Source organism: Actinoplanes sp. NPDC026623, assembly GCF_040638275.1.
Lineage (GTDB): Bacteria > Actinomycetota > Actinomycetes > Mycobacteriales > Micromonosporaceae > Actinoplanes.
Map to the genome: position 1 here is coordinate 1 of NZ_JBEZXZ010000079.1, position 21,638 is coordinate 21,638.

The following is a 21,638-nucleotide window of genomic DNA, read 5'->3' on the forward strand; positions in this document are numbered from 1 at the left end:
GCCGGCGTTCGCCGGCTGCTCGTCCTTGACCCGGAAACCTCAGCCCGCGTCGGGCGGCGCCGGCACCGCGTGCCGCTCGAAGCGGGGTTCCGCCGTCGAGGCCTTCGCCCGCAGCGCGGCGGCGGGCACCTGCCGCGAGTAGACACGGGTCGCGTCGTTGGCGTTGCGGTAAACGATCATCCACGACTGGCCCGAACCGTTGGTGAACGGCACGACCGTCGGATCGGTCGCGGCCGGGTCCGCCGTGTCGGCGTTCACCGGCGCCCAGTCGCCCCAGCTTCCGGTGCCCTGGCCGGTCTCGAACACCCGGTGCACCTCGCTGTCGGTTCCCCGGGCCACCACCGCGACCCGGCCCAGGACCGGATCGAGGATCGCCGCGGGGGCGCCGACCGCGGCGAAGTCGCCGACGGTGTCCCACGCGGCCGGCCAGCCGCCGCCGGTCTCCTGCAGCTTGGTCTGCACGGTACCGTCGCCGGCCCGGACGACGACCCGCATCCGGTAGCCCGGGTAGACCACCACGGACGGCGAATCGGCGATGCCGGCACCGCCCAGCGACGTCCAGGCCGACAGCGAGCCGTCGACGGCGTACAGCGCGGTGCGCAGCGCGCCCGCGGTGTCGCGGGCGAACAACTGCACCCCCTGCTGCACCGGCGCCGCGACGACCGCGCCGACCAGGTCCTGGTCACCCAGGCTGCGCCAGTACGAGGTGGAGGTGACCGGGCGGTAGTGCCACAGCTTGCCCTCGTCGTCGACGGCGAAGATCACCGTGGTGCCGTTGGCGAGGGTCACCTGCGTCGGCGTCGAGGCCATCGAGCCGCCGAGGTCGGACCAGTCGCCCCAGGCGGCGCTGCCGGCGCTGGTCTGCCCGATCGCCCAGAAGTCGCTGTCCTCGTTCTGCGCGGTCACCTGAACCCGGCCGTCGGAGAGCTGGCTCATGCCCGGCCGCCCGGTGAACGCGTTGTTTCCGGCCGCCGTGGTCCACTGGACCGAGCCGAAGTCGTCCACGCTGGTCTGATGCCCGAGCCGCGCCCGCCCGATGTTGTCCACGTACGCATATTCGAGCGTGCCAAGCTGGCTGGCGGCCGGGGTCGGCTGCAGGACCGTGGTGGGCGAGAACGCCACCGGCGCCAGGCTCGGCAGCGGGTCCGAGAACCACCCCTGCAGGTCGACGATCAACCGCACGGTGCCGGTGGAGACGCTCTTGACCCTGATCTTCCCGTCGGTGCCCGGCTTGAGGATGGCCATGCCGCCGCGCTGCTTGTCGGCCGGCCACACCGTCACCGAACTGTTCGGCTCGGCGCTGTTCAGCGGCCACGCCTTGAAATAGCCGCCCTCGGTGGGGCTGGCCGCGGTGAAGTTCAGCGCCGCGCCGGCGATGTTCTTGATCGGCAGGCCGTTCGTGCCGCCGACCGCTACGTCGACGGTGCCGTTCGCCGGCAGCGGCGTGTCGATCAGACGCCGCAGGACCGGCCGCAGCCCGGCGCCCTGCGTGTTGCTGGCCGTGAAGTACCCCTGCAGCCGGATCAGCATCGAGATGGCGGCCGTGCTGTTGTTGACGATGTTCACCCGCCCGTCCGCGGCGAGCCGGATCGACGCCCCCGAGGAGGTCGTCCCGGTGCCGAACTCCAGGCTGCTGCTCTGCCCGCTGCCTCCGGTGGGCGTGGTGCCCACCCAGCCGGCGGCGGTGGCGCCGGCGACCTGGAGGTCGACGAAGACGGCCGGCGACCCGGCCGGAACGATGCCGCCGAGCAGCGACGCCGTGCGGCTTCCGCCCGCCGGGATGGTGCCGACCGGCACGCCGATCCCGCTGCCGGTGCTCACCACGGTCGGGTTCGAGGGCACCGGCACGAAGCCGCCCGACCCGCTCGGGCCCGTGACGGTGGTGAAGTAGCCCAGCACGTCGACCAGGACGTTGACGTTGCCCGCGTTGTTGTACATGGAGATCTTGCCGTTGGCGCCCACCTCGACGATCGCCGAGTTGGAGATCTGCTCGTTGGGGGTGACATTGATGGTGCCGACACCCGGACGCGTCGCCACGTCTCCCGGCCAGAGGGTGAGGAACGTGATGGCGGTCGGCGCCTTGGTGGTGATGTCCACCTGGACCGCGCGCACCCCCGTGGCCGGAACGGCGCCGACACCCAGCACCTGGAAGGTGGTGGTACTGGCCGGGCCGCGCACGCCCTTCGTGGTGCCCACGCCGTTGGCCGTGTCCACCACCCGCACTCCACCGCCGAGCGGCACGTAGTCCCCGCCCTGCCCGGCCGCGTCCGCCAGCGCGGGCTGCGCCGCCGGCAGCGCCACCGCGGCACCAACCGCCAGGAGCAGCGCCGTCAACGCCCGACGGCCCCTCCACCAGGCCCGATGACCTTCCATATCTTCCCCCGTGTCTCGATTCCTCCGCACCAAAGATGGCGCATAAGTAATGGATTTGAATTCCATATGACTGGCGATCAGTAACATGTGGCCATGCACGGTGCTCGCCACCTCAACTTCGTCGATCCGGTCACGGTGAGTCCTCAGTCGGCAGGGCGAGCCTTTCCGCTGAAATCCCCCGTATGAGATGCTCCAGCGCCACGTCACCAATACCCAGCTTTAGCGCCCAAGCTGCGAGAAGGTAGATGACACCCGCTTCATCTATTGCCAGGAAAAATTCCCCTTGCCCCACTTCTCCCAGTGGGAAGAAGTTTCGATCAAACCTTTCAGAAAGCTCAGCAAATCTATCCTCCTCGCCGACAGCCAGCTCCGGATCAAACCGAAACGGCTCCCGAGCGCAGGTGATTCCAGGGCCACTGATGTCCACTTGGATGCCGCCGAACTCTCCGAGAAATTCCTCCGCAGCGCCATGCCAGGTGAAATCCGACAGCATCATCTTCCACTGTGCTAGGTCAACCCTACGATCAGGGCGCCAGCCAGCCTGCCGAAGAACGCCCTCCACGTCCGGAGTAAATCGTGACATATCTAGCCCGTCTTAAAGTCAATGTGGAAGTGATCAACGAGCACGGCGCAGCTTTTGCACGGCCCAATGGTTTTTTGGAAATTCGCGTTCGTTCTGGCGCGCCCCAGAACGGCCGCAGCACTGGCCCCAGTCGGGTCACGCCCCTCATTCAATGCGTCCGTCAGGCACGCCACCAAGCCACATCCGCCGTGATTATTCCCACGCTCCAATTCCGGGATGTCATCAAGGAGGCCCTGAATGGTCGGATGTATCGGCCGATCGCCTGCCCCTCCATCGCTGGCGCGCACGATGGGAGCATCATCACCAATCTGCAAAGCTTCAATCACGTTCGGGCGCTGAGAACCCGGAAGGTCCGCAACAGCATCCGCTTCCTTGCGAACCGCGTCTACGACGCCACAGTTGTGAACAAGGATGGGGCTGACGCCCGCAAAGACATAGTAGGTGTGCAGGCCCTCGACCGTGAGGTTGTAGACGGTCGCTTCCGCAGTCCAGGGGCGGGGGATGCCTCGGACCGTCGCCGGGCGGTGATCGGCGGTCTCGAAGCGGTAGCCCGAACGTAGATCCTTGGCGTTGACCCACGCCTTCAGATTGGCGACCCAGAACGGGTGTTCGTCGGTGGCAACGATCTTGTCCCGGCCCCCGCGGGTGTCCACCTTGATCTCGACCAGGTGCTTCTGGCCGGTACCGACGATGACGTCGGTGACCCGCTTGACCCTGGTGCGGCCGGTGGTCGGGTTGGTGGCCACGACCCGGTCGCCGACGCGGACCAGGCTGATCGCCTTGCGGGTGCCGTCGGCCATCAGCACGCCGGTGGTTCCGGCGAAGCTGTTACGGCAGCCCGCACCGCCGCGGGCGAAGCCGCCGGCAACCGCGCCGATGCCGGCACTCATCGCGACACCGCCGAGGTCCACGTGGCCGGTGGTGGCGAACTGGAACGCGGCGTCGCTGACCCCGCCGGCCACGCCGCCGGAGAGCATGCGGCCGCCGATCGAGCCGGCCGCGCTGCCCAGCCTGCCGACCATGGCTCCGGCCACCCTGCCGCCGATGGCTCCGGCGCCGGCGCCGAGCAGGCCCTGCGCCCCGCCGATCGCGGCGGACTTGAAGGCGTCGCCGAAGCTGTGGATGTTGCCCTGGCCGGCGTCCTTGGCCAGGTTGATCAGGGCCGCGGCGCCCACCATGCAGGCCACCGCGCCGGCGCCGGCGGTGGCCGCGGTGCAGGCCAGGCCGGCCGCGATGCCGCCGACGATCGCCAGCCCCTCGATGATGGCGTCCGAGTGCTCCTGCACGAACTGGCCGACCGCCGCGGCGGCGTTGGAGACGCTCTCCACCAGCGGCCCGACCTGCTCGACCGCCTTGTTGTAGAGGGTAGAGACGAACTTGTCCGGATCGGTCACCGCGGTGACGGTCATCGCCACCAGCGCCGGCGCTAGTTTGGCCGCACTCTCGATGACCTTTCCGACGCCCTTGATCAGTGGTTTGGCGGCGGCCACCAGGGCTGGGATCGGGGTGTACTTGATCGCGTTCTTGACGGCGCTCTTCGCCGCTGCGGTGACAGCGTGGCGTGCCGCTTCCAGGTGTCTCGCGGCCGATCTGGCCTGTTGTTTGGCCCAGTCCTTGAAGTTTCCGGACCGGATCGCGTTGACGCCCTCCGAGATCTTGTTGACCACCCGGTCCAGGCCGGTCTTGTGATAGACCCAGCTCGCGGCGTGCCCGAGCGGGCTGTTCTTGAAGGCCGACCAGGCGCTGGAGATCCCGCTGCGGGCGGCGCTGTAGGTGTAGTTCCAGGCCGTCGAGACGACGCTCGTCGTGGCGTTCCACGCCGAGGAGACGTGGCTCTTGATGGACTTCCAGGAGGGCCAGTGCCCGTCCGGGTCGGAGTAGTCGAGCGGTGCGCCGGCGCCGTAGGTGTATCGGTTGGCCAGGATCGAGTCGCCGGTGGAGTAGTTGGCGCTATCCCGCGAGTCGAAGGCCCCGGTGCCGGGCTCGTACCAGCGGGCGCCCATGTCGACCTTGCCGGTGCCCGGGTCGGTCCAGTCGCCCTGGAAGCCGAGGTTGCCGGTGTCGCCGTCGTTCGCGATGACCTTGCCGAACGGGTCGTAGGCGGTGGAGGACGCCGGCTTGGTCGGGTCGGTCTGCGTCGGGTCGAGCACCGCGATCACGTCGCCGTGCACGTCCGCGATGGTCAGCCGGGCCTGCTGGCCCTGGCCGACGGCGAGCACCTCCCCGCCCGGGCCGCGCGCGAAGGTCTCCGTGCCGTCCGAGACGGGGTCGTCGGAGCCGCCGTAGGTGAACCGCGCGCCGTTGCGGGTCGCGACCCGGTCAGCACCGTCGTAGGTGTAGTTCTGGCCGGCGGCACCGACCATCCGGTCGAAGGCGTCGAAGCTGAACTGCTCGGCGAACCCGGAACTGGTGCGCGACTTCAGCGTGCCGCGCGCGGTGTACGCGTACGTGTAGTCGCCGTCGGAGAGCAGCCGGTTGCGCTCGTCGAAGGTGGCCGTCTTCGGCCCGGCCCGTACCCGGTTGCCGGAGTCGTCCCACTCGTACGCGACGGTGCCGGTGCCGCTGGTCCACGAGGTCAGCCGGCCGGCCTTGTCGTAGCCGTAGCTGTTCTGCCCGGCGCCCGCCGTACCCGTGGTGTTCTTGCTGGTGACGTGCCCGTTGAGGTCGAAGCCGTAGGCGACCGAGGAGATCGTCTGTCCGGCCGGGTTCCGAATGGTGTCGGAGGAGATCCGGCCGTAGTCGTCATAGCCGAAGGTGCGCGCCGCCGTGGCGCCGTATCCGATCGTGGAGATCATCCCGGCCGCGTCGTAGCCGAACTTCTGGGTGACGCCGGTGATCGCGTCCTTGACCGTGTCCAGCCGGCCCTTGTCGTAGGCGAAGGTGGCGGTGCCGGCCAGGTCGGTGCGGCTGGTCATGCTGCCGTCGGGGTCGTAGGCGAAGCTGGCGTTGCCGGACGGCCCGGTGGCGCTGAGCACGCCGCCACGGTCGTTGTAGCGGTAGGTGTCGTTGCCGCCGGGTGCGCTGACCGAGGTGAGCCGCCCGGCCGGGTCGTAGCCGAGGGTGCGGTCGACCGTTGCGGACTCCGCGCCCGTCCCGGTCTCCTTGATCAGCTGGCCAGCCGCGTCGTACTCGCGGGTGCGGCCGACGCCGCCGGGCGCGGTCGCCTGTGCCGGCTCGCCGACCGCGTTGTACGCCACGGACCAGGTACGGTCGCCGAGCGCCGGGTGTGCCGTGGTGGCCGGCTCGACGACCGACTCCGGCAGGCCCAGAACGTTGACGGTGTACACCGTGGAGTTGCCGCGCCCGTCGGTGTAGCGGGTCCGGTTGCCGGCCGCGTCGTAACCCCACGACGTGGTGATCGACTTGGTGTCGGTGACCGGCTCCACCTGTCGGGTCAGCTGGTTCGCCGCGTCGTAGGTGTAGGTCGTGCTGACCTGGTAGGGATCGGTCGAGCGGACCATGTTGCCGGCCGGGTCGTACCCGTAGGTCTGCGTGCGCAGGGTGTCGCCGGCCGCGTTCAGGTTGGAGTCGGCCGTCCGGTTGCCGAACAGGTCGAAGCCGACCCTGGTGGTGCGGCCCTTGCCGTCGGTGACCCGGATCTGCCGGCCGGCGTAGTCGTAGCCGAACTGGGTGACCACGCCGTGTGCGGACGTGGTCTTGGTGACCTGGCCCTGATTGTCGAACGTGTTGACGCTGGTGGCACCGCCCGGGCTCTGGGTGGACACCACGTTGCCGGCGTCGTCGTAGGTGATCCGGGTGGTGAAGTTGTCCGTGACCGGGTAGCGCTCGACCTTAGTCGAGGTGACCGCCCGGTCCAGGTCGTCGTAGGTGCTCTCGGTGCGCGCGCCGGTCGGCCCGACCACCGACAGGGTCTCGCCGGTGCGGGTGTAGGTGAACCGGGAGACCGCCCGGTCGTCGTTGGTCCGGCCGGGCTCGTCCCGGACCGTCAGGCGGTTCAGCTGGTCGTAGCCGAACCGGGTGACCGAGCCGTCCGGGTCGATCGTCTCGGTGACGTTGCCCGCGGCGTCGTAGCTGTTGCGGGTCACCGGGGTGACCGCCTCGGCGGCGCCCGGCGGCGTGTAGGTCGGCGCCACGGTGCGCACCACCCGGCCCGCCTTGTCGTACTCGGCGCGGGAAACGTTGCCGAGTTCGTCGGCCGTGGACACCTGCTCGCCGAAGGTGTTGAAGCCCGTCTTGCCGGCCGGTCGGGCGGTGGTCGGCGCCTGACCGTTGCTCTCGGTCGCCACCGGCGCGCCGGTGACCACCGTCGGGCGGCCGAGTTCGTCGTTGACGATGGTGGTCGTGTACGCGGCCGGGTCCGCGCCGGAGACATTGCCCCGCGGGTCGGTCGTCGAGGTCTGCAGGCCCCGCTTGTCGTACGTATTGGTGGTGACCTGCGTGTTGGTGCCGTCGTAGACCGTCTGGCGGATCATGTTGCCGCCGTCGTCGTACCCGTAGTCGACGCGCTCCGAGACCGCCGCCACCGACCACGGGACGTTGGACGGGTTGCCGGAGCGGGTGGTCTTGGTGACGTTGCCGTTGCCGTCGTAGACGAACGTGGTGACCCGCTGGGTGGTGCCCGGGTTGGCCGTGACGGTGACGACCTTGCCCGCCTTGTCGACCTGGTTCTGCACGACTTGGCGGCCGTTGCCGGTGGTCTTCTTGATCGGGTTTCCGGCCCCGTCGTACTCGGTCTCCTCGGTGACGTAGTCCCGGGTGGAGCCGTTCGGATCGTGGAAGTTCTTCAGCACCACCCGCTGCAGCAGGTCGTCCGCGTAGTACTGGTATTCCAGGCGGCGGCCCATCGAGTCGGTGTCGCTGGCCATCCGGCCCGCGTAGTCGTAGGAGTAGGAGTGCAGCACGAGGTAGTCGCCGGTGCCGGTGGCCGGCGCGCCCGCCGGGTCGCTGTGCCAGTCCCGCAGCCGGATCTCGGCGATCTTGTTCTGCGCCGTGTACGCGTAGTCGTAGCGGTTGCCGTTGGCCTCCTGCATGGAGGTCTTGTTGCCGAACCGGTCGTAGCCGGTGACGGTCTCGTTGCCCTCCGCGTCGATCTGTCGCACCGGCCGCCGGTACTCGTCGTACTCGGTGGTGAGGGTGCGGGCCGCGTCGCCGCCGAGCAGGTCGGAGACGGTGGTGGTGAGCACATCGCCGTCGTCGTCGTAGGTGTTGACCGTCTTCGCCTGGTGGCGCACGTTACTGACCGCGTCGGTGGTCGCCGGGGCGGTGACGGTCGTCGTGCGGCCCTGCGCGTCGTAGGTGTAGCTGGTGGTGAGGCCGGCGGGGAAGGCGTCCGAGGTCTGCTTCTCCGACGTCTTGCGGCCCAGCGTGTCGTAGGCGAACTCGGTGATCAGGCCCATCGGGTCGGTCACCTTCGCCAGGTCACCGTTCTGGAAGTACGCGAAACGAGTGATCTTGCCCCGGGCGTCGGTGGTCGTGTACAGCAGCCCGGACGGCGGGTTGCCGCCGCCGACCGCCGCCTCGGCGCCGTTGGTGTAGGTGTGCGAGACCACGCTGCCGTCCGGGTTGGACTGCTTCGCCAGCTGGCCGGTGTAGTGGTAGGAGTAGGTGGTCAGGTAGTTGCCGTCGGTCGCGGAGGAGGACCGGCCGTCGCGGGTCTCGGTGGCCAGGTCGTTACGCGGGTCGTACGGGTCGGTGATGGTTGTCGGGTAGGTCGAGTACGACGTGTAGCAGACCGTCTGGGTACGGCAGGTCTTACGGGACGTGACGTTGCCGCGCTTGTCGTAGGTCATCTCGACGCTGTCACCGTTTTCGTTGGTGACCTTGTTCTGGTAGCCCTCCGCGTTGTAGCTGAAGGTGCGGATCGCCATGCCGTCCAGCGCGTGCCGGACGAAGACCGGTCCGCCGGAGTCGTCCGGGATGGTGGTACAGAACGCCGGGTCCTGCGGATCGGGCTGGGAGCAGGTCTGGGTCGGCGGCGGGGTCGTCGGTGGCGTGCTGGGCCGCGGCAGGTCCTCCGGGCGGACCTCCAGGCCGAGCGGGGTGCCGGAGCGGAGCATCCGGCCGGCCAGCGCGTCGTACTCGTACAGGTAGGGCCGGTCCGCCGGGTCGTTGACCTGGATGCTGCGGCGCAGGTCGGTGTCGCCGCCGTACACCGCCGGGCGGCCCACCTTCCAGGTGCCGCCGTTTCCGTCGGTGTATTCCTTGACCCGATCGGTGTCGGTGTCGTAGACGGTCTCCGACGCGACCCGGCCGCTGGGCAGCACCACCCTGCTCAGTTGCTGCGCCGCCGGGCTGGCCATCCGCCAATGTGCCGCGGCGGTGGCCTTTCCGAGCGGATGCGAGTAGATGGCGACCTCGTCGATGACGCCGGCGAAGTAGCGCTGCGCCGTGCTGCCCCAGCCCGACCAGGACGCGGGCGTCGTCGCCGACGCGGCGCCGATCTGGTTGGCCGTCAGCAGGGTGGCGTCGACGGTCACCCCGGTCCGCTCGCCGGCCTTCTCGCCGTCGAGGTAGAGGGTCTGTGTGGTGCCCATCAGCGACAGCACCGCGTGGTGCCAGACGTTGTTGTTGACGACCCCGGCCGAGGTGATCGGGTCGATCGCGCCGACCGCGAACTGCCCGCGCAGCCTGCCGTCGGTGCCGGTGTACAGGATCGGAACGCCGGTGCCCGCCGCGGTGCCGACGGCCTTGTCCTGATAGCCAACGAGCGGGCCGCCGGTCTGGGTCAGGCCGATCTTGAACCACACCTCGACCGCGGCGTCCCGGCTCTTCTTGAGCGTGCCGCTGGGCAGCTCCACATAGGAGTTGGAGCCGTTGAACGAGGCCGCGCCGTTGGTGGTGCCGGCGAGTGCGCCCGGCGCGCCGAGGGTCACGTTGCGGTAGGTGCCGGCGTCCTTGCCGAGATTGATCGCCACGTCGCTGGCCGCGCCAACGCCGCTGACCGCGCCGGTCGACGCCGACGTGTCGTCGAAGCGCCAGTAGGACTCGGGCCTGGCGTCCTGCACCCCGGTGCGGTAGTGCGAGCCCGCGGTGTATTCGTAGCGGGTGCACTTCGACTCCGGCGAGCACACACTGGTGAGCAGGTCGCCGGTGTAGGTATAGCTCCAGATCAGCGCGGTGCCGCCGACCGCGTCGGTGGTCACCGAGGTGACGTGGTTGCCCGTCCAGCCGAAGCGCAGCGCACGGCCGGCGGTGTTGGTCAGGCTGTTGGCGACCTGGATCTTGGCCAGCCTGCCGTTGCTGGTGTCGTAGGTCAGGTTCAGCGAGTGCGACGAGTTGTCGGTCAGCTTGGTCAGCTTGCCGGTCAGCGAGAAGGTGAAGGTCGTGCCGTTCTTGTCGAGCAGCTTCCAGGAGGTGCTGTCGACGGTCAGCGAGGCGGTGCGGCCCGCGGGCGGCGCATAGGTGCCGTCGGGGTTCTTGCCGAAGCGGACCGCCTGCCCGTCCGGATAGTTCACCACCACGTTGCCCGAGCCGTCGTCGTCAGGCACCACCTTCATGTCGTACCGCGAGGACCAGCCCGCGCCGAAGGCGCCGTCCAGCCTCGGGTCGAGGCTGTTGTAGGTGCGGGCCACGCTCAGGTCGGGGCCGGCCGTGGCGACGACCGCGTCCAGCGCCGCCGTGCTCATGTTGCCGACCTGGGCGTCGAACTCCCGGCCCTTGTCCGCGTACGGCGCGCCGGCGATCTTGGAGATCACGTCCGGCTGCGGCACCGCCGCGACGATCGTCGAGTACACCGACGGCGTCTCGTTGTTGGCGTCCTTGACCGTGGCGCGCCACTGGTAGCTCTTGCCCCACAGCATCCGCCCGGCGGGCACGCTCCACGCCTGTTTGCCCTGGTAGCCCGAGTTGGTGCAGGAGACCGGCGCGCCGGCGTCGTTGACGTCGCACACCTCGAACTTGAACTGCAGCGACGACCCGGGCGGCGCGTCCGTGTCCACCGCGCGTGCCCACAGCAGCGGGGTCAGCGTCGGCGCCTGGTAGCCGTTCGGCGGGTAGAGCTCCGCCACCACCGGTGGGATGTCGATGACGTGCAGCACGATCCGGCCGGGCGGCACCTGGAAGTCGGTGAAGACCGCGCCGCCGGTGCGCACCATCGTGAAGTCGAGGAAGTACACGCCGGGCGGCAGCGCCTTGATGGTCGCGTCGAGCGTGACCTTGCCGCCGCGGGCGACGTTGCCGGCCAGGTTCGCGGCCCGCTGTTGCAGGACCGACTTGCCGGTGGTCGCGTTGTAGGCGCGGTAGGCCAGGTAGTAGGTGCTCGGGGTCCACGCGTCGGCGCCCAGGTTGGTGACGGTGATCTTCACCTTGCCGTCCTGGACCTGGGTCACGGTCGGGTTCGGCACCGGGTTCGGGATCTCGTACTTGGCGTTGTAGGGGCTGTGCGTCACGTAGAGCGTCGGCTTGTTCGCCGTTCCGGTGCCGGCGAACTTCTTCCACGCGCCGGAATCGGAGGTCGAGGCGCGCAGCGACAGCCCGTAGTTCGGCTGGCCGCTCGCCCAGCGCTGCACCAGATTGCGGCCCGCGACGCCCAGGTCGAGGAACTCCGCGGCTGCCGGGCAGGCCGACGAACTCGATCCGGTGGGTATGTAGCCGTGCGCGAAGGACTGCGTCGCCAGGGCGCCGCCGACGGCGGGGCCGGGGTAGGAGTAGTCGCCCGTCGCCGACCAGGACGCGGTCACCGGGTGCACGCTGACCGGCTTGGACCGGCAGGACGCCGCGTCAAAGTTGATCACGCTGAGCCCGGTGCCGAGGATCGTGTGGTTGGCGAGGCGGGACGCCACCGAGTCGAACCTCAGATACGCGGCGGCGTTGGCGTCCTGATAGCGGCCGACCACCAGTTCGTCCGTGCCGCGGGTGCTGGAGCCGCCGCGCACGTACATGCTGTCGTCGGCGGCGCCGGGATCGACAGGCGGGCCCACGCTCGGGTCGGCCAGCACCGGGAACACCCGTTCCGGGGCCGAAAGCCAGTCCTTGTCGACGGTGACCCGCAGGACCGAGCCGCCGTCGACGAGCGCGTAGCCGACCGCGTCGGAGCGGGCGGGCTCGGCCGCCGAGTCCTGCATACTGCCGGCCGGCAGCACCGCGCGCACCGCGCCGGTGGCGTCGACCAGGTCAACCTGGCGGCCGGAGAGCCGCGCGGACAGCCCGGTCAGCCGCAGCGGGAAGTCGAAGACGTTCCGTGCCTGCGCCGAGCGCAGCACGAGGGTCTCCTTGTCGCCGCCGGGCCGCGCCTGCAGCCGCAGGTCGACGCCGGGCAGGACCTCGGGGTAGGTGACCGTGTCGCCGCTGTGCTCGCCCGCCGTGGCGGTTGCGCCGGCGAGGGAGTAGCCGAAGACGTGGTCGGCGTCGAGCGACAGCCGCACCAACTCGGCCGAGTCGGCCCGGCCGGCCAGCCGCAGGTCGACCGAGTCGGCGCTGTTGCGCCAGCCGGCGCCGTCCGGCGTCAGCGTCGTGTCGATCGGCGCCCAGCTGCCGTCCGGGCGGCGGAAGTTCAGCGGATCCGCCGAGAACTCTGTGGTCTGCGTGCCGTCGGCGTTGTCGTAGACCCGCTCGGTCGCGTTGCGCGGCGGCACCGGCCGGCTGGTCGACCGGTCGAAGCCGGCGGCCTTGCGCTCCGGCGCCTTGGCGACGGTCGCCTTGTTGGGCACCGGCCGCGGCGTCGCGTTCAGCCGGTGCAGCGGGAATCGGCCGCGCTCGGTGCCCGGGATGGTGCGGTTGTCCGACCGGCCCGTCAGGTGGGTCTCGCCGGCGGCGGATCCCCAGCGCTGTCCCGGCTTGGCCATCGCGTGATGCGGGCGGCCGGCGTCGCGCCGATCGGCGGACGCCGGGATCGCGGTGCTGCCCGACCCGCCCAGGCTGATGGCGAGGATCATCGCGGCGACGGCCGCGACGGCGCTGCGGGCGGAATGCCGCCACCAGGTCGAGCGGCGCGGCCGATACCACGGCGGGCGGGCGCCGTGTGCGCGGTGCCGCACGAAAGGCGCACGCAACGCGTGCCAGATTAGCAGAATCCATGATCGCGCAGACCCGGCCCGCTTGAGCAGGTTGGACATGCGCCATTGACCGACATCCATGTGTCCGCCCCCGCGTAGACAATGTCGACTCTCGTCGCAGACACCCTGGCAGGCGCCGCCCGCTCCGTCAAGGAATGACTGTGGTCAATTTCTGGTAACCGGCGATGCTCAATAATGTCGATCTATCGAGTTTTCCCGTCGGACGGTCTAACGTGCTTGGTGCTTGCCAGCGAAACGGGGAGGTCTGGCATGTCACGGGGGTTCCACGCGACTTCGCCCTGCTCACGGCGCATGCCTGCGCGCGTGTGCCGGAGCTCGGCCGCATCCCGGGTTGAGCGCGCGGCCGGCATCCGCCTTCGCCGCGTACCCGCTCCCCACTCCGGCCGGACAACCGGCGTTCGTGTCGCGAACGGCGAAAGGAAAACAAAAGATGAACTCGCACGTGACCCGGTGGCGGCGTGCCGCCGCCGGGCTGGTGACGGCCGCGATGGCGGCACCCCTCATCCTGGTCGGCGGCCAGCCCGCGCAGGCGGCCGACACGTTCCAGTGCACCGGTGCGGCGTCGCTGGTGGCCGCCGACACCAGCGGCGTGCTGTGGCGCATCCCGCTCAACTCACCGGGGACCTCGACCACCAAGCTGGGCACCAAGGTCTCGTTCGGCTCCGGCTGGAACAACTACGGCCGGGTGCTGGGCGGGCCGAACGGCCGGGTCTACGCCATCAACTCCACCGGCCTGTGGCGCTACCGGTGGAACGGGTCCACGTGGGACACCGTGGACGGCAAGCAGAACCTGCAGCTGCACACCGGATTCACCCAGTACGCGACGGCCGCCTACCGCAACAAGATCACCGTCGACGAGATCGGTGACTTCTACCTGATCGACGCCAACGGCAGGCTCCGCTGGTACCGCTACGACGAGAACACCCGGACCTGGCCGGTCTTCGGACGCCTGCTGGACAGCGGGTGGGACCGGTACGACCTGATCGTCGCCGGCGGACCCGGCGTGCTGTACGCGAGAACACCGGCCGGCAAGCTCTACCGGTACCGCTACGAGGCCACCAGCCAGCGCTGGATTCAGCGCGACAGACTGGTCGGCACGGGCTGGCAGAACTTCCCCAAGGGCGTCGTCTCGGTGGGCGGCGACACGCTGCTCGGCATCCAGGCCGACGGCGATCTCATCAACTACCGCCACCGGGAGGACACCAGCACCTGGCCGGTGCAGGGTCCGGACATCGGCGACAAGTTTCAGCAGTACGCCAACGTGACGGCCTGGACCGACGCCTGCCGCCTGACCGACCGGCACATTCCGGCGCGGCCCGACCTCACGGTTCAGCAGTACGGCACGAGCACCGTCGTCCAGGGGCCCGCGACCGGAACCGCGATGGGAGCGATCGAGTACCTGCACACCGACAACATCGGCCGGCTTCGGCACGGGTACCAGCCCCTGCCGGACAACTTCAACTCGATCCAGTGGGCGACGATCCCCAGCGACCAGGCGTTCACCGGCAGGCCGGCCGTCGTGGCCAACGCGCAGGGTGTCCTGCGGGCGGCCGTGCACAACGCGAATTCCGACGTCTGGTCGTTCACCCGGGCCGCCGCGCCGAGCACGGCCTGGGATACCGGGCTGGCGCTGGGCGGCGCGATGCGGTCGTCGCCGGCCCTGGTCCGGCTCTCCGACGGCTCGCTGACCGCCTTCGCGCTCGACGCCGACGGCGCGCTGTGGGTCCGGCCGCAGGACGGCACGGCCGGCGATCTCCTGCCGTGGAACTCGCTCGGCGGCAGCGGGATGACCGGCGATCCCTACGCGCTGGCCACCTCCGACCGGTCGGTCCTGCTGGTGGTCAGCGACGCCAGCGGGACGCTGCAGACCGCGACGTACAAGGACGGGACGCTGTCGGCGTGGACCAGCCTGGGCGGCAGCGGCTTCAGCGGATCCCCTGCCGTCGTCACGGTGCCCGGACCGAGCCTGCGGATCTTCGCCCGCTCGGCGGAGGGGCTGATCGTGACGCAGCGGCAGAACTCCTCGGGCGCGTTCCCCGGAGTCTGGACGCCGGTCGGCTCCTTCGAGGCGGCCGGGTCACCGGCCGCGATCCTGGATCCGGTGCTCGGCCGGGTCGCCGTGGTGGCCCGGGGCACGGACAACGAGGTCTACCGGGTGTTCGAGACCACCCAGGGATCGGACACCTGGGGTGACTGGGCGCCGATCAATACGCAGGGGTCCGACCCGGCGGCCACCGACCCGACCGTTGCCCCGCTGACCAACTCGAGCGGGCAGAGCTGGGTGATCGTCTACCGGAACGTGAACGACGCGACCCGGGTCTACGATCGCGAGATTCCGGCGGCGTCCGGTGCCGCGCTGCGCCGGGCCACGCCGGAGTTCGCGCGGCACGCCCTGCCCGCCCCGCCCCGCGACTGAGATCCCGGCGAACGAATCGAGGGGTGCCTCCCGTGATGGGAGGTACCCCTCGAGGGTCTGTCAGCGACGGTGCCGGGCGGGTCGGAGCCACAATCCGGGTTGCCGCTCGCGGATGGCCGGGTCGCAGCCGGGGTCGGCGGGGAACCGTTCGGCGCCGTCGGCCCACCGGACCTGGATCATCCGGCGGCGCTGCGGCGGATCGACTCCGAGCGCCGCAGCCGGGCCGGGGTGAACGGGAGGCCGGTGCCCGCGCCCACCCGGCGGTCCGGGGTCTCCTCGTCGGCGTCCAGGCGCTTCGCCAGCGCCCGCAGCGCCCGGCCGGCCGGCGGGACCGCGATCCGGAAGCGGCCCTCCCGAGGCGTCCGCTTCGAGTCGCCGCCCCAGCCGAGCAGCCCGTCGCACTGCGCGATGATGTCCCGCACCACGATCAGCTGGTGCGGCGGGAAGCCGCCCCGGGCGCCGGGCGGGTACCAGCCCGGGCGGATGTCGAGCACGGTGCCGGTGGCATCGGTCGCGAGATCGCCCGGCCGCAGCGCGTCGATCTCGTACTGGAAGCGGCGGGCCGCGTACAGCAGGACCGTCGCCGGCGGGCCGGGCCGCAGGAGCACCGAGATGTCGGTGCCCTGCACCGCGAAGCTCCGCAGGTCGGTGGCGGCCGGGGCCGCCTGGGCCCGGGCCGGGACGCCGGACGCGGTGAGCAGGGCTCCCGCTCCCGCCGAAGCCAGCAGGGTACGTCGCCGCACTACGGCACCTCTCGTCGGTTCAGTCGGATCTGCTCGGCCTCGGCCAGCGCGGCCAGCCGGTCGGCGAAGCCGCGGCAGAGCTGCCTCAGCTGCTCGTCCACGGCGACCGGCGTGACGGCCAGGCCGCGCAACAGCAGGTCCCTGGCCGCGGTCAGCGCGGCGTCGCCGGTGGCGGTGAGCATGCTCTGCGCCGCCGTCGCCGCGGCGTTCGGGTCGGTGCCGAACCGGCCGCGGTAGAACCCGCTGAAGCGGGTGCCGCGGTCGGCCGCGCGCAGATGATCGACCAGACCAGCGCCCCCGCGTACCTGCTCGGCGGCGAGGTGGGCGTCCACGCCCGCGACCAGCCCGGCGAGGTCCAGCGCCCCGGGCGTGTCGCTCCTCGCCAGGTGCGCCGCGCAGTAGTCGCGGGCCGGCGTGGCCGGCTCGCCGAACCGCCAGCCGCCGTAGAACGCGATCCAGTCGCCGCCCCACCCCGCGAAGTCCCCGCGGCCTGGCACCGCCCGCGGCGGATCGCGCAGGGCGGCCAGGGCGGCCGCGCCGAACCGGCTCACGTCGACGTCCACCCCGGCGGCCGGGTCGTGGTAGGCGCGCACGCGGGCCAGGCCGGCGGCGTCCACCTGGGTCAGGAAGCCCGCGTCGGTGCCGCCGCCGAGCTGCCGGCTCTGCCAGTTGTCGTGGCGGCCGGCGCGCAGGTATTCCAGCACCAGCTCGGCCGGATCGCCGCTGCCGTAGGCGAGCGCCAGGTCGTGCAGCCGGTCGATCCAGTCGAGATAGCCGGCGAGGGTGCTCGCCGGGGAGCCGAACGCGGACTCGCCCGCGTCGGTGCCCGGGCGCAGCACGCATTTGTCGATTTCCAGGCCGCCGCCGCCCGCGCCGACATCGACGGTGGAGATCTGGTCGAACGCCCAGTTGGCGGGCAGCGGGTACGCCACGTTGCCGGTCCAGCCCGAGGTGATGCCGCTGACGAAGCTCCACTTCGTGAACGCCGAGGCGTTCAGGCGGCTGCAGACGTTGCGGGCACCGTACACGCCGTGTGCGTAGCGGCCGCCGAGCTGGCGCAGCCCCGCCTCGACGCCGAGGAAGTGCGGGATCACGCTCCGGGTCACGTCCGCGTCGGTGGCGTCGTAGTCGACGGCGAAGTAGATGACCGCCCCCGCGTCGATCCCGTGACCGAGCGCCGCGTCGTGTGCCGCGCGGGCGTCCGCGTACCCCTGGGCCCAGCTGAAGTAGCCCGCCGAGTCCGCGGCCGTCTGGAAGATCGGGAAGAGGCTCAGGCCGTTGGCGGTCAGGGTCGCCAGCTCGCCGGGCTTGATCTTCTTGTCCAGGCTGGAGCCCTCGACGTTTGTCAGGTACCGGCCGATCGTCCGGTAGCCGGCCGCGAGCAGCGTCTGCGCGCGGGCCGGGGTGACCGCGTCGATGGTGTCCGCGGCGGTGCCGGGCCGGGCCTGGTCACCGGTGCTGATCAGCAGCGACGCCCAGGTGGGGAAGTCGCCCTCGCCGTTCTCGGTGAGCCGGCAGAAGGCCTGCAGCGCGCGGGTGCCGTCGGCCAGCGCGTCGTCGAAGTCGGCGGTGAAGTACTGCGCGGCCGGATAATGCGTGAGCGCGGCCGAGAACAGCCGCACCCAGGTGCCGGTGGAGCCGGCCTTGATCAGGCCGTTGGCCCGCACCCCGGCCTGGGTCAGCGGGCCGAAGCTGCCGTTCGCCTGGGCGTCGGTCAGGCCGACCTCGTACTGCACCGCGAAGGTGAGTGTCGTGAGCAGGTCGCGGGAGCGCCGGCCGTCGCAGGGCAGCACAAGGAACGCCGACCTGTTCAGATAGCGGCCGTTCAGCCACCGCTGGGCCTCCCGCACGTGCGGCGATCCGCCGGAGGCGAGCAGATAGCCGTCCACGCTGAGCAGCGCCCGGCAGACCTTCGGGACGACGGTGCCGTCGATGCTCCCGGCGAGGCCGGCGTCGGTCATCAGGGCCGCGACCGCGTCGGTCAGCCGCGTACCGAAGACGCCGGTGATGCCGCCCGGGTCGTAGCCGCGGCACGCGGCGCCGGACTCGACGATCTTGATCAGTTTCGGGTTCGTCTCGCCCGGACCGATCGGGCCGTGCTCCGTCAGCGCCGCCAGGGTGCCCCACCCGAAGTTGTCGGAGGGCCATTCGATGTTGAGCTCGTGCTGCAGCGCCCTGATGAGCGCGACGGAGGTCTTCGGACCCGGGCTGCCGTCCACGGCGATCGGGACGTACCCCGGCACCAGGGTGTAGGTGTCGTTGAGCCACTTCTGTGCTGCCCGCACGGTGGATTCCACCGGCACGTCGTCCCCAATCGGCCACGGATATACGAGGATCACTGCGTGGCAGCCGACACCGTACCGGCACCGCGCACCACCCGATCCGGTCGCCGGGAGATCACCCAGAGTGGTTCCGGGGACCGATCCCGCCCTCCCGGTTCGGGATCAGAAGACGTTTCGCAGGTACGGCACCTTGGCCGCGCCGATCGACAGCGCGAACGAGCAGCCGAGGACGGCCGCGTAGGCGGCGACCATCACCGCGGGCGAGTCCGCCGCGCGTACGGCCGGAATGGCCTGCTGCAGGATCGCGAAGAGTGCCAGGTGAACCAGGAACACGCCGAACGAGGCATCGGACAGCCGGGTGAGCAGGCCCCGCAGCCGCTCGGGCGGGGTATACCGGGCGCCCAGGCCGACGGCCAGCAGGAACACGCCGATCGCCGCCGCCGCGGCGACGATGCCCAGGCGATGCACCGGGAGCAGGGCGTTCAGCGTGCGGAATTGCCCCCGATGGCCGGACTGCCAGATCAGCTCGCCCAGCAGGACCACCGTGACGGCGAGCACGGCCAGCAGCGCCCGCCGGCCCAGCACCGTCCGGCGCAACGCCCAGCCGGCCACGAAGTAGCCGACGTACGGCACCCACTGGTCCCAGGCGCCCAGACCACTCACCCGTTCCGTCCCCAGCAGCGTGGAGATGTTCGGGACGATCCAGAGGACGAGCCCCCAGCAGAGGGCCACCGCGGCCGTCACCAGCGACCGCAAGCGGCCCCCGGCGTGCAGGAAGGCGGCGAGCACCGGCGCGACGAGGTACAGCCCGCCGATGAGCCACAGGAAGTACAACGCCGTGTAGGCCCGCGCGTCGAGCAGCAGCTGGGCGGCGCTTCTCGCGGTGACGTCCTGGTCCAGCAGCCAGACGCGCACCCCCACCAGATACACGACGTGCCACACGACGAGCGCCGGGACGATCCGGACGAACCGCTTCCGGTAGAAGGCCGCCGTGCCGGCCGCATACGCGCCCGGCGCCAGCACCAGCGCTCCGCTCAGCATCACGAAGACCGGCACCACCCAGGTCGAGCCGGCGTGCACCGCGACGGCACCCCACCACCGCAGGGTGCCGCGGAGCTCCGGGTTGATCAACATCATGCCGATGACGTGGATCGCCACGACTCCGCAGATCGCCACCACGCGCAGCGCGTCGAATTCCCAGCGCCGCGCGGGACGGGACGACGGCGCGGCGACGGCGTCCCGCTCGACCGGGGCTGTGAGGGTGTCAGGCACCGCAGGAGGCTAGCAAAGGGAACCGGGTTCGGGCCTTCTCACCTGCGATGTCATCGCCGATCCCCCACCCGGCCTTGCCGCATAGTCAGATGATCTCTACATTGGGGGAATGGCGGCCCCGATGCGTGAACCGACCTTCTGGATCCTCACCACCCTCGCGTCCCGACCACGGCACGGCTATGGGGTGATCCAGGAGGCCTCGGCCCTGTCCGGCGGCCGGGTGGTGCTGCAGGCCGGCACGCTCTACGCCGCGCTCGACCGGCTTGCCGCCGAGGGCCTGGTCGAGGTCGACCGCGAGGAACTCGTCGACGGGCGGACCCGACGCTACTACCGGCTCACCAACGCCGGCGCGACCGCGCTGACCGCCGAGACCGAGCGGCTGCGCCACAGCCTGGACGCGGCGACCAGCCAGCTCAAGCGGTTCGGCCTCGGCCCCGCGGGCGCGCACCTGCTCGGCGGGCGGGTGGCGTGGTGAACGACCTGGTGGCCTCCGCCACCGCCGCCGACCCGCGGCTGCTGCGGGCGTACCGTCGGCTCCTGCGGGTCTATCCGCGCGGCCCGCGCCGCGACGAGTTGCTGGACACGCTGGTGGAGTGCGCGCCGCCGGGGCGGCGCCGGCCGGCGCCGCGCGAGGTGGTGAACCTGCTCCGGCACGGCAGCCGGGCCCGGCTCGGCCGGCCGGGGAGCCGGGGCATCGTCGTGCTGGCGCTGTTCGTCGCGCTGGCCGGCGGATTCCTCGGCGCCGGCGCCGCGAACCGGCTCGGCTGGCAGGCGGTCGGGCCGCTGCCCGCGGGCGCCGAGGCCGCCGAGATCAGCGAGACGATCTTTCCCGGGCTCGCCGTGTGGGGCGGCGGCGAGGCCGCCGGGATCGTCAGCCAGGGCGACGGCGAGGGCATCGAATACGGATACGCCGTCTCGTGGGTCAAGCACACCACCGCCACCCGGGACGTCGCCGCATACACCGCGGCCGTCCGGGCCCGGCTGGAGGCCGCCGGCTGGACGGTGACCGGCGTGGACCCGCCGCTGGACCAGACCGATGTGGTGGGCGCGAACCCGGCCGACCGGTCCGAGGGCTTCACCGCCTCGCGCGGCGCGCTGGGGCTGCGCTTCTCCGACTACTACTGGGCCGGGCTGCCGGCGTATGACGGCGACGGCAACGCCACCTACTTCCTCTGGCAGCGGCCGCCGTCGTGGTTGGCGGCCGTGACCTGGCTCGGCTTCCTGCCCGGCGCGTTTCTCGCCTGGCTGCTGACCGGGTGGGTGAGCCGCCGGCTGGAGCCCAGCCCCGGCATCGCCGGGCCGGCCGCCGCCGGCGCGGTGCTCGCCGTGCTCTGCGTCGTCCCGTACGCGCTGCTGGTGCTGTCGGCCGGCGGCCCGGCCGACGAGACGGCGGCGCCGTCCTGGCAGGGGCTCGGCTTCACCATGGGAACGCCGGCGATGTTGTTCGGCATCATCGCGGCCCTCCTGCTTCTCGTCGCGGCGGTGCAGCGGCGGCCCCGCCGTCCGGCCCGGTGGCGCCGGCAGGCGACCCGGGGGCCGGGCGTGGCCGTCGCACTGATCGCCCTCGCGTCGCTGCTGACCGGGCTGGGCGTCTATGACCTGGTCACCCGGCACGCCCTGCCGGGGTCCTGCACCCCGTCGGTGCCGGCCGGCATCGTGGACCCGCCGGCCGCGCGGATGAGCTACCTGGCCCGGGTGTTCATCAGCCCGCTGGCCACCGACGAGCAGCGCAACCTGGCCCAGGCCGCGATCGGGCGCGGGCTCGGCGGCGGCCTGACCTTCGCCGGGGATCCCCGATCGGCGGGCTTCCTGACCCCGTACTGCGATCACGGCCGGATCGGGCCGGGTGCCGCCGACGCGCTGCCCAGGTACTGGACCGTCGACCTGGCCAGCCCCGGCCTGTTCGGCGGGCTGGCCGCCGAGATGATGGCGATGCCCGGCGTGGTGGCCGTGCAGCACGTGCCGCGCTGACCGTTGCCCTCCGCGCCGTCGCGG

9 protein-coding genes are annotated in these 21,638 nt (G+C 71.2%); 3 read left to right on the forward strand and 6 right to left on the reverse strand.

Going from position 1 to position 21,638, the window contains the following annotated elements:
- Positions 1 to 39: 39 nt before the first annotated feature.
- The 3 genes from AB0F10_RS23005 to AB0F10_RS23015 all read right to left on the reverse strand — a co-directional run bounded on the left by AB0F10_RS23005 (position 40) and on the right by AB0F10_RS23015 (position 12,906).
- Complete coding sequence (locus AB0F10_RS23005) at positions 40 to 2,334, reverse strand: hypothetical protein (RefSeq protein ID WP_360628450.1); 2,295 nt, start codon at positions 2,332 to 2,334, stop codon at positions 40 to 42.
- 169 nt (positions 2,335 to 2,503) lie between these two features.
- Positions 2,504 to 2,956 carry an SUKH-3 domain-containing protein gene (locus AB0F10_RS23010; RefSeq protein ID WP_360628453.1) on the reverse strand — a complete coding sequence of 151 codons (453 nt, stop codon included), beginning with the start codon at positions 2,954 to 2,956 and terminating at the stop codon, positions 2,504 to 2,506.
- Positions 2,957 to 2,958: 2 nt separating this feature from the next.
- Positions 2,959 to 12,906 (reverse strand): polymorphic toxin-type HINT domain-containing protein, encoded by a 9,948-nt coding sequence (locus AB0F10_RS23015; RefSeq protein ID WP_360628456.1) that lies wholly within the window; start codon positions 12,904 to 12,906, stop codon positions 2,959 to 2,961.
- 454 nt (positions 12,907 to 13,360) lie between these two features.
- Between AB0F10_RS23015 and AB0F10_RS23020 the strand changes: the two genes are divergently transcribed.
- Complete coding sequence (locus AB0F10_RS23020; RefSeq protein ID WP_360628459.1) at positions 13,361 to 15,346, forward strand: tachylectin-related carbohydrate-binding protein; 1,986 nt, start codon at positions 13,361 to 13,363, stop codon at positions 15,344 to 15,346.
- Positions 15,347 to 15,522: 176 nt separating this feature from the next.
- On the opposite strand, the gene AB0F10_RS23025 is transcribed toward AB0F10_RS23020, so the two are convergent.
- From AB0F10_RS23025 to AB0F10_RS23035, 3 genes are all read right to left on the reverse strand, one after another.
- On the reverse strand, positions 15,523 to 16,089 hold the full coding sequence (locus AB0F10_RS23025) for a hypothetical protein (protein WP_360628462.1): 567 nt from the start codon (positions 16,087 to 16,089) through the stop codon (positions 15,523 to 15,525).
- A complete protein-coding gene (locus AB0F10_RS23030; RefSeq protein ID WP_360628465.1) occupies positions 16,089 to 18,374 on the reverse strand; it encodes a glycoside hydrolase domain-containing protein in 2,286 nt (761 codons plus the stop codon). Before AB0F10_RS23030 ends, AB0F10_RS23025 begins: the two co-directional genes overlap by 1 nt.
- Before the next feature lie 159 nt (positions 18,375 to 18,533).
- A complete protein-coding gene (locus AB0F10_RS23035; protein WP_360628468.1) occupies positions 18,534 to 19,643 on the reverse strand; it encodes an acyltransferase in 1,110 nt (369 codons plus the stop codon).
- 109 nt (positions 19,644 to 19,752) lie between these two features.
- On the opposite strand from AB0F10_RS23035, the gene AB0F10_RS23040 reads away from it, so the two are divergent.
- The gene (locus AB0F10_RS23040; RefSeq protein ID WP_360628471.1) at positions 19,753 to 20,118 is read left to right on the forward strand and encodes a PadR family transcriptional regulator; all 366 of its coding nucleotides are present in this window, start codon (positions 19,753 to 19,755) and stop codon (positions 20,116 to 20,118) included.
- The gene (locus AB0F10_RS23045) at positions 20,115 to 21,614 is read left to right on the forward strand and encodes a hypothetical protein (RefSeq protein ID WP_360628474.1); all 1,500 of its coding nucleotides are present in this window, start codon (positions 20,115 to 20,117) and stop codon (positions 21,612 to 21,614) included. Before AB0F10_RS23040 ends, AB0F10_RS23045 begins: the two co-directional genes overlap by 4 nt.
- The last annotated feature ends 24 nt before the right edge of the window (positions 21,615 to 21,638 follow it).

Excerpts from the sequence above, each read along its gene's own strand:
- AB0F10_RS23020 (WP_360628459.1), top strand. The coding sequence starts at position 13,361 with ATGAACTCGCACGTGACCCGGTGGCGGCGTGCCGCCGCCGGGCTGGTG.
- AB0F10_RS23040 (WP_360628471.1), top strand. The coding sequence starts at position 19,753 with ATGGCGGCCCCGATGCGTGAACCGACCTTCTGGATCCTCACCACCCTC.
- AB0F10_RS23010 (WP_360628453.1), bottom strand. The coding sequence starts at position 2,956 with ATGTCACGATTTACTCCGGACGTGGAGGGCGTTCTTCGGCAGGCTGGC.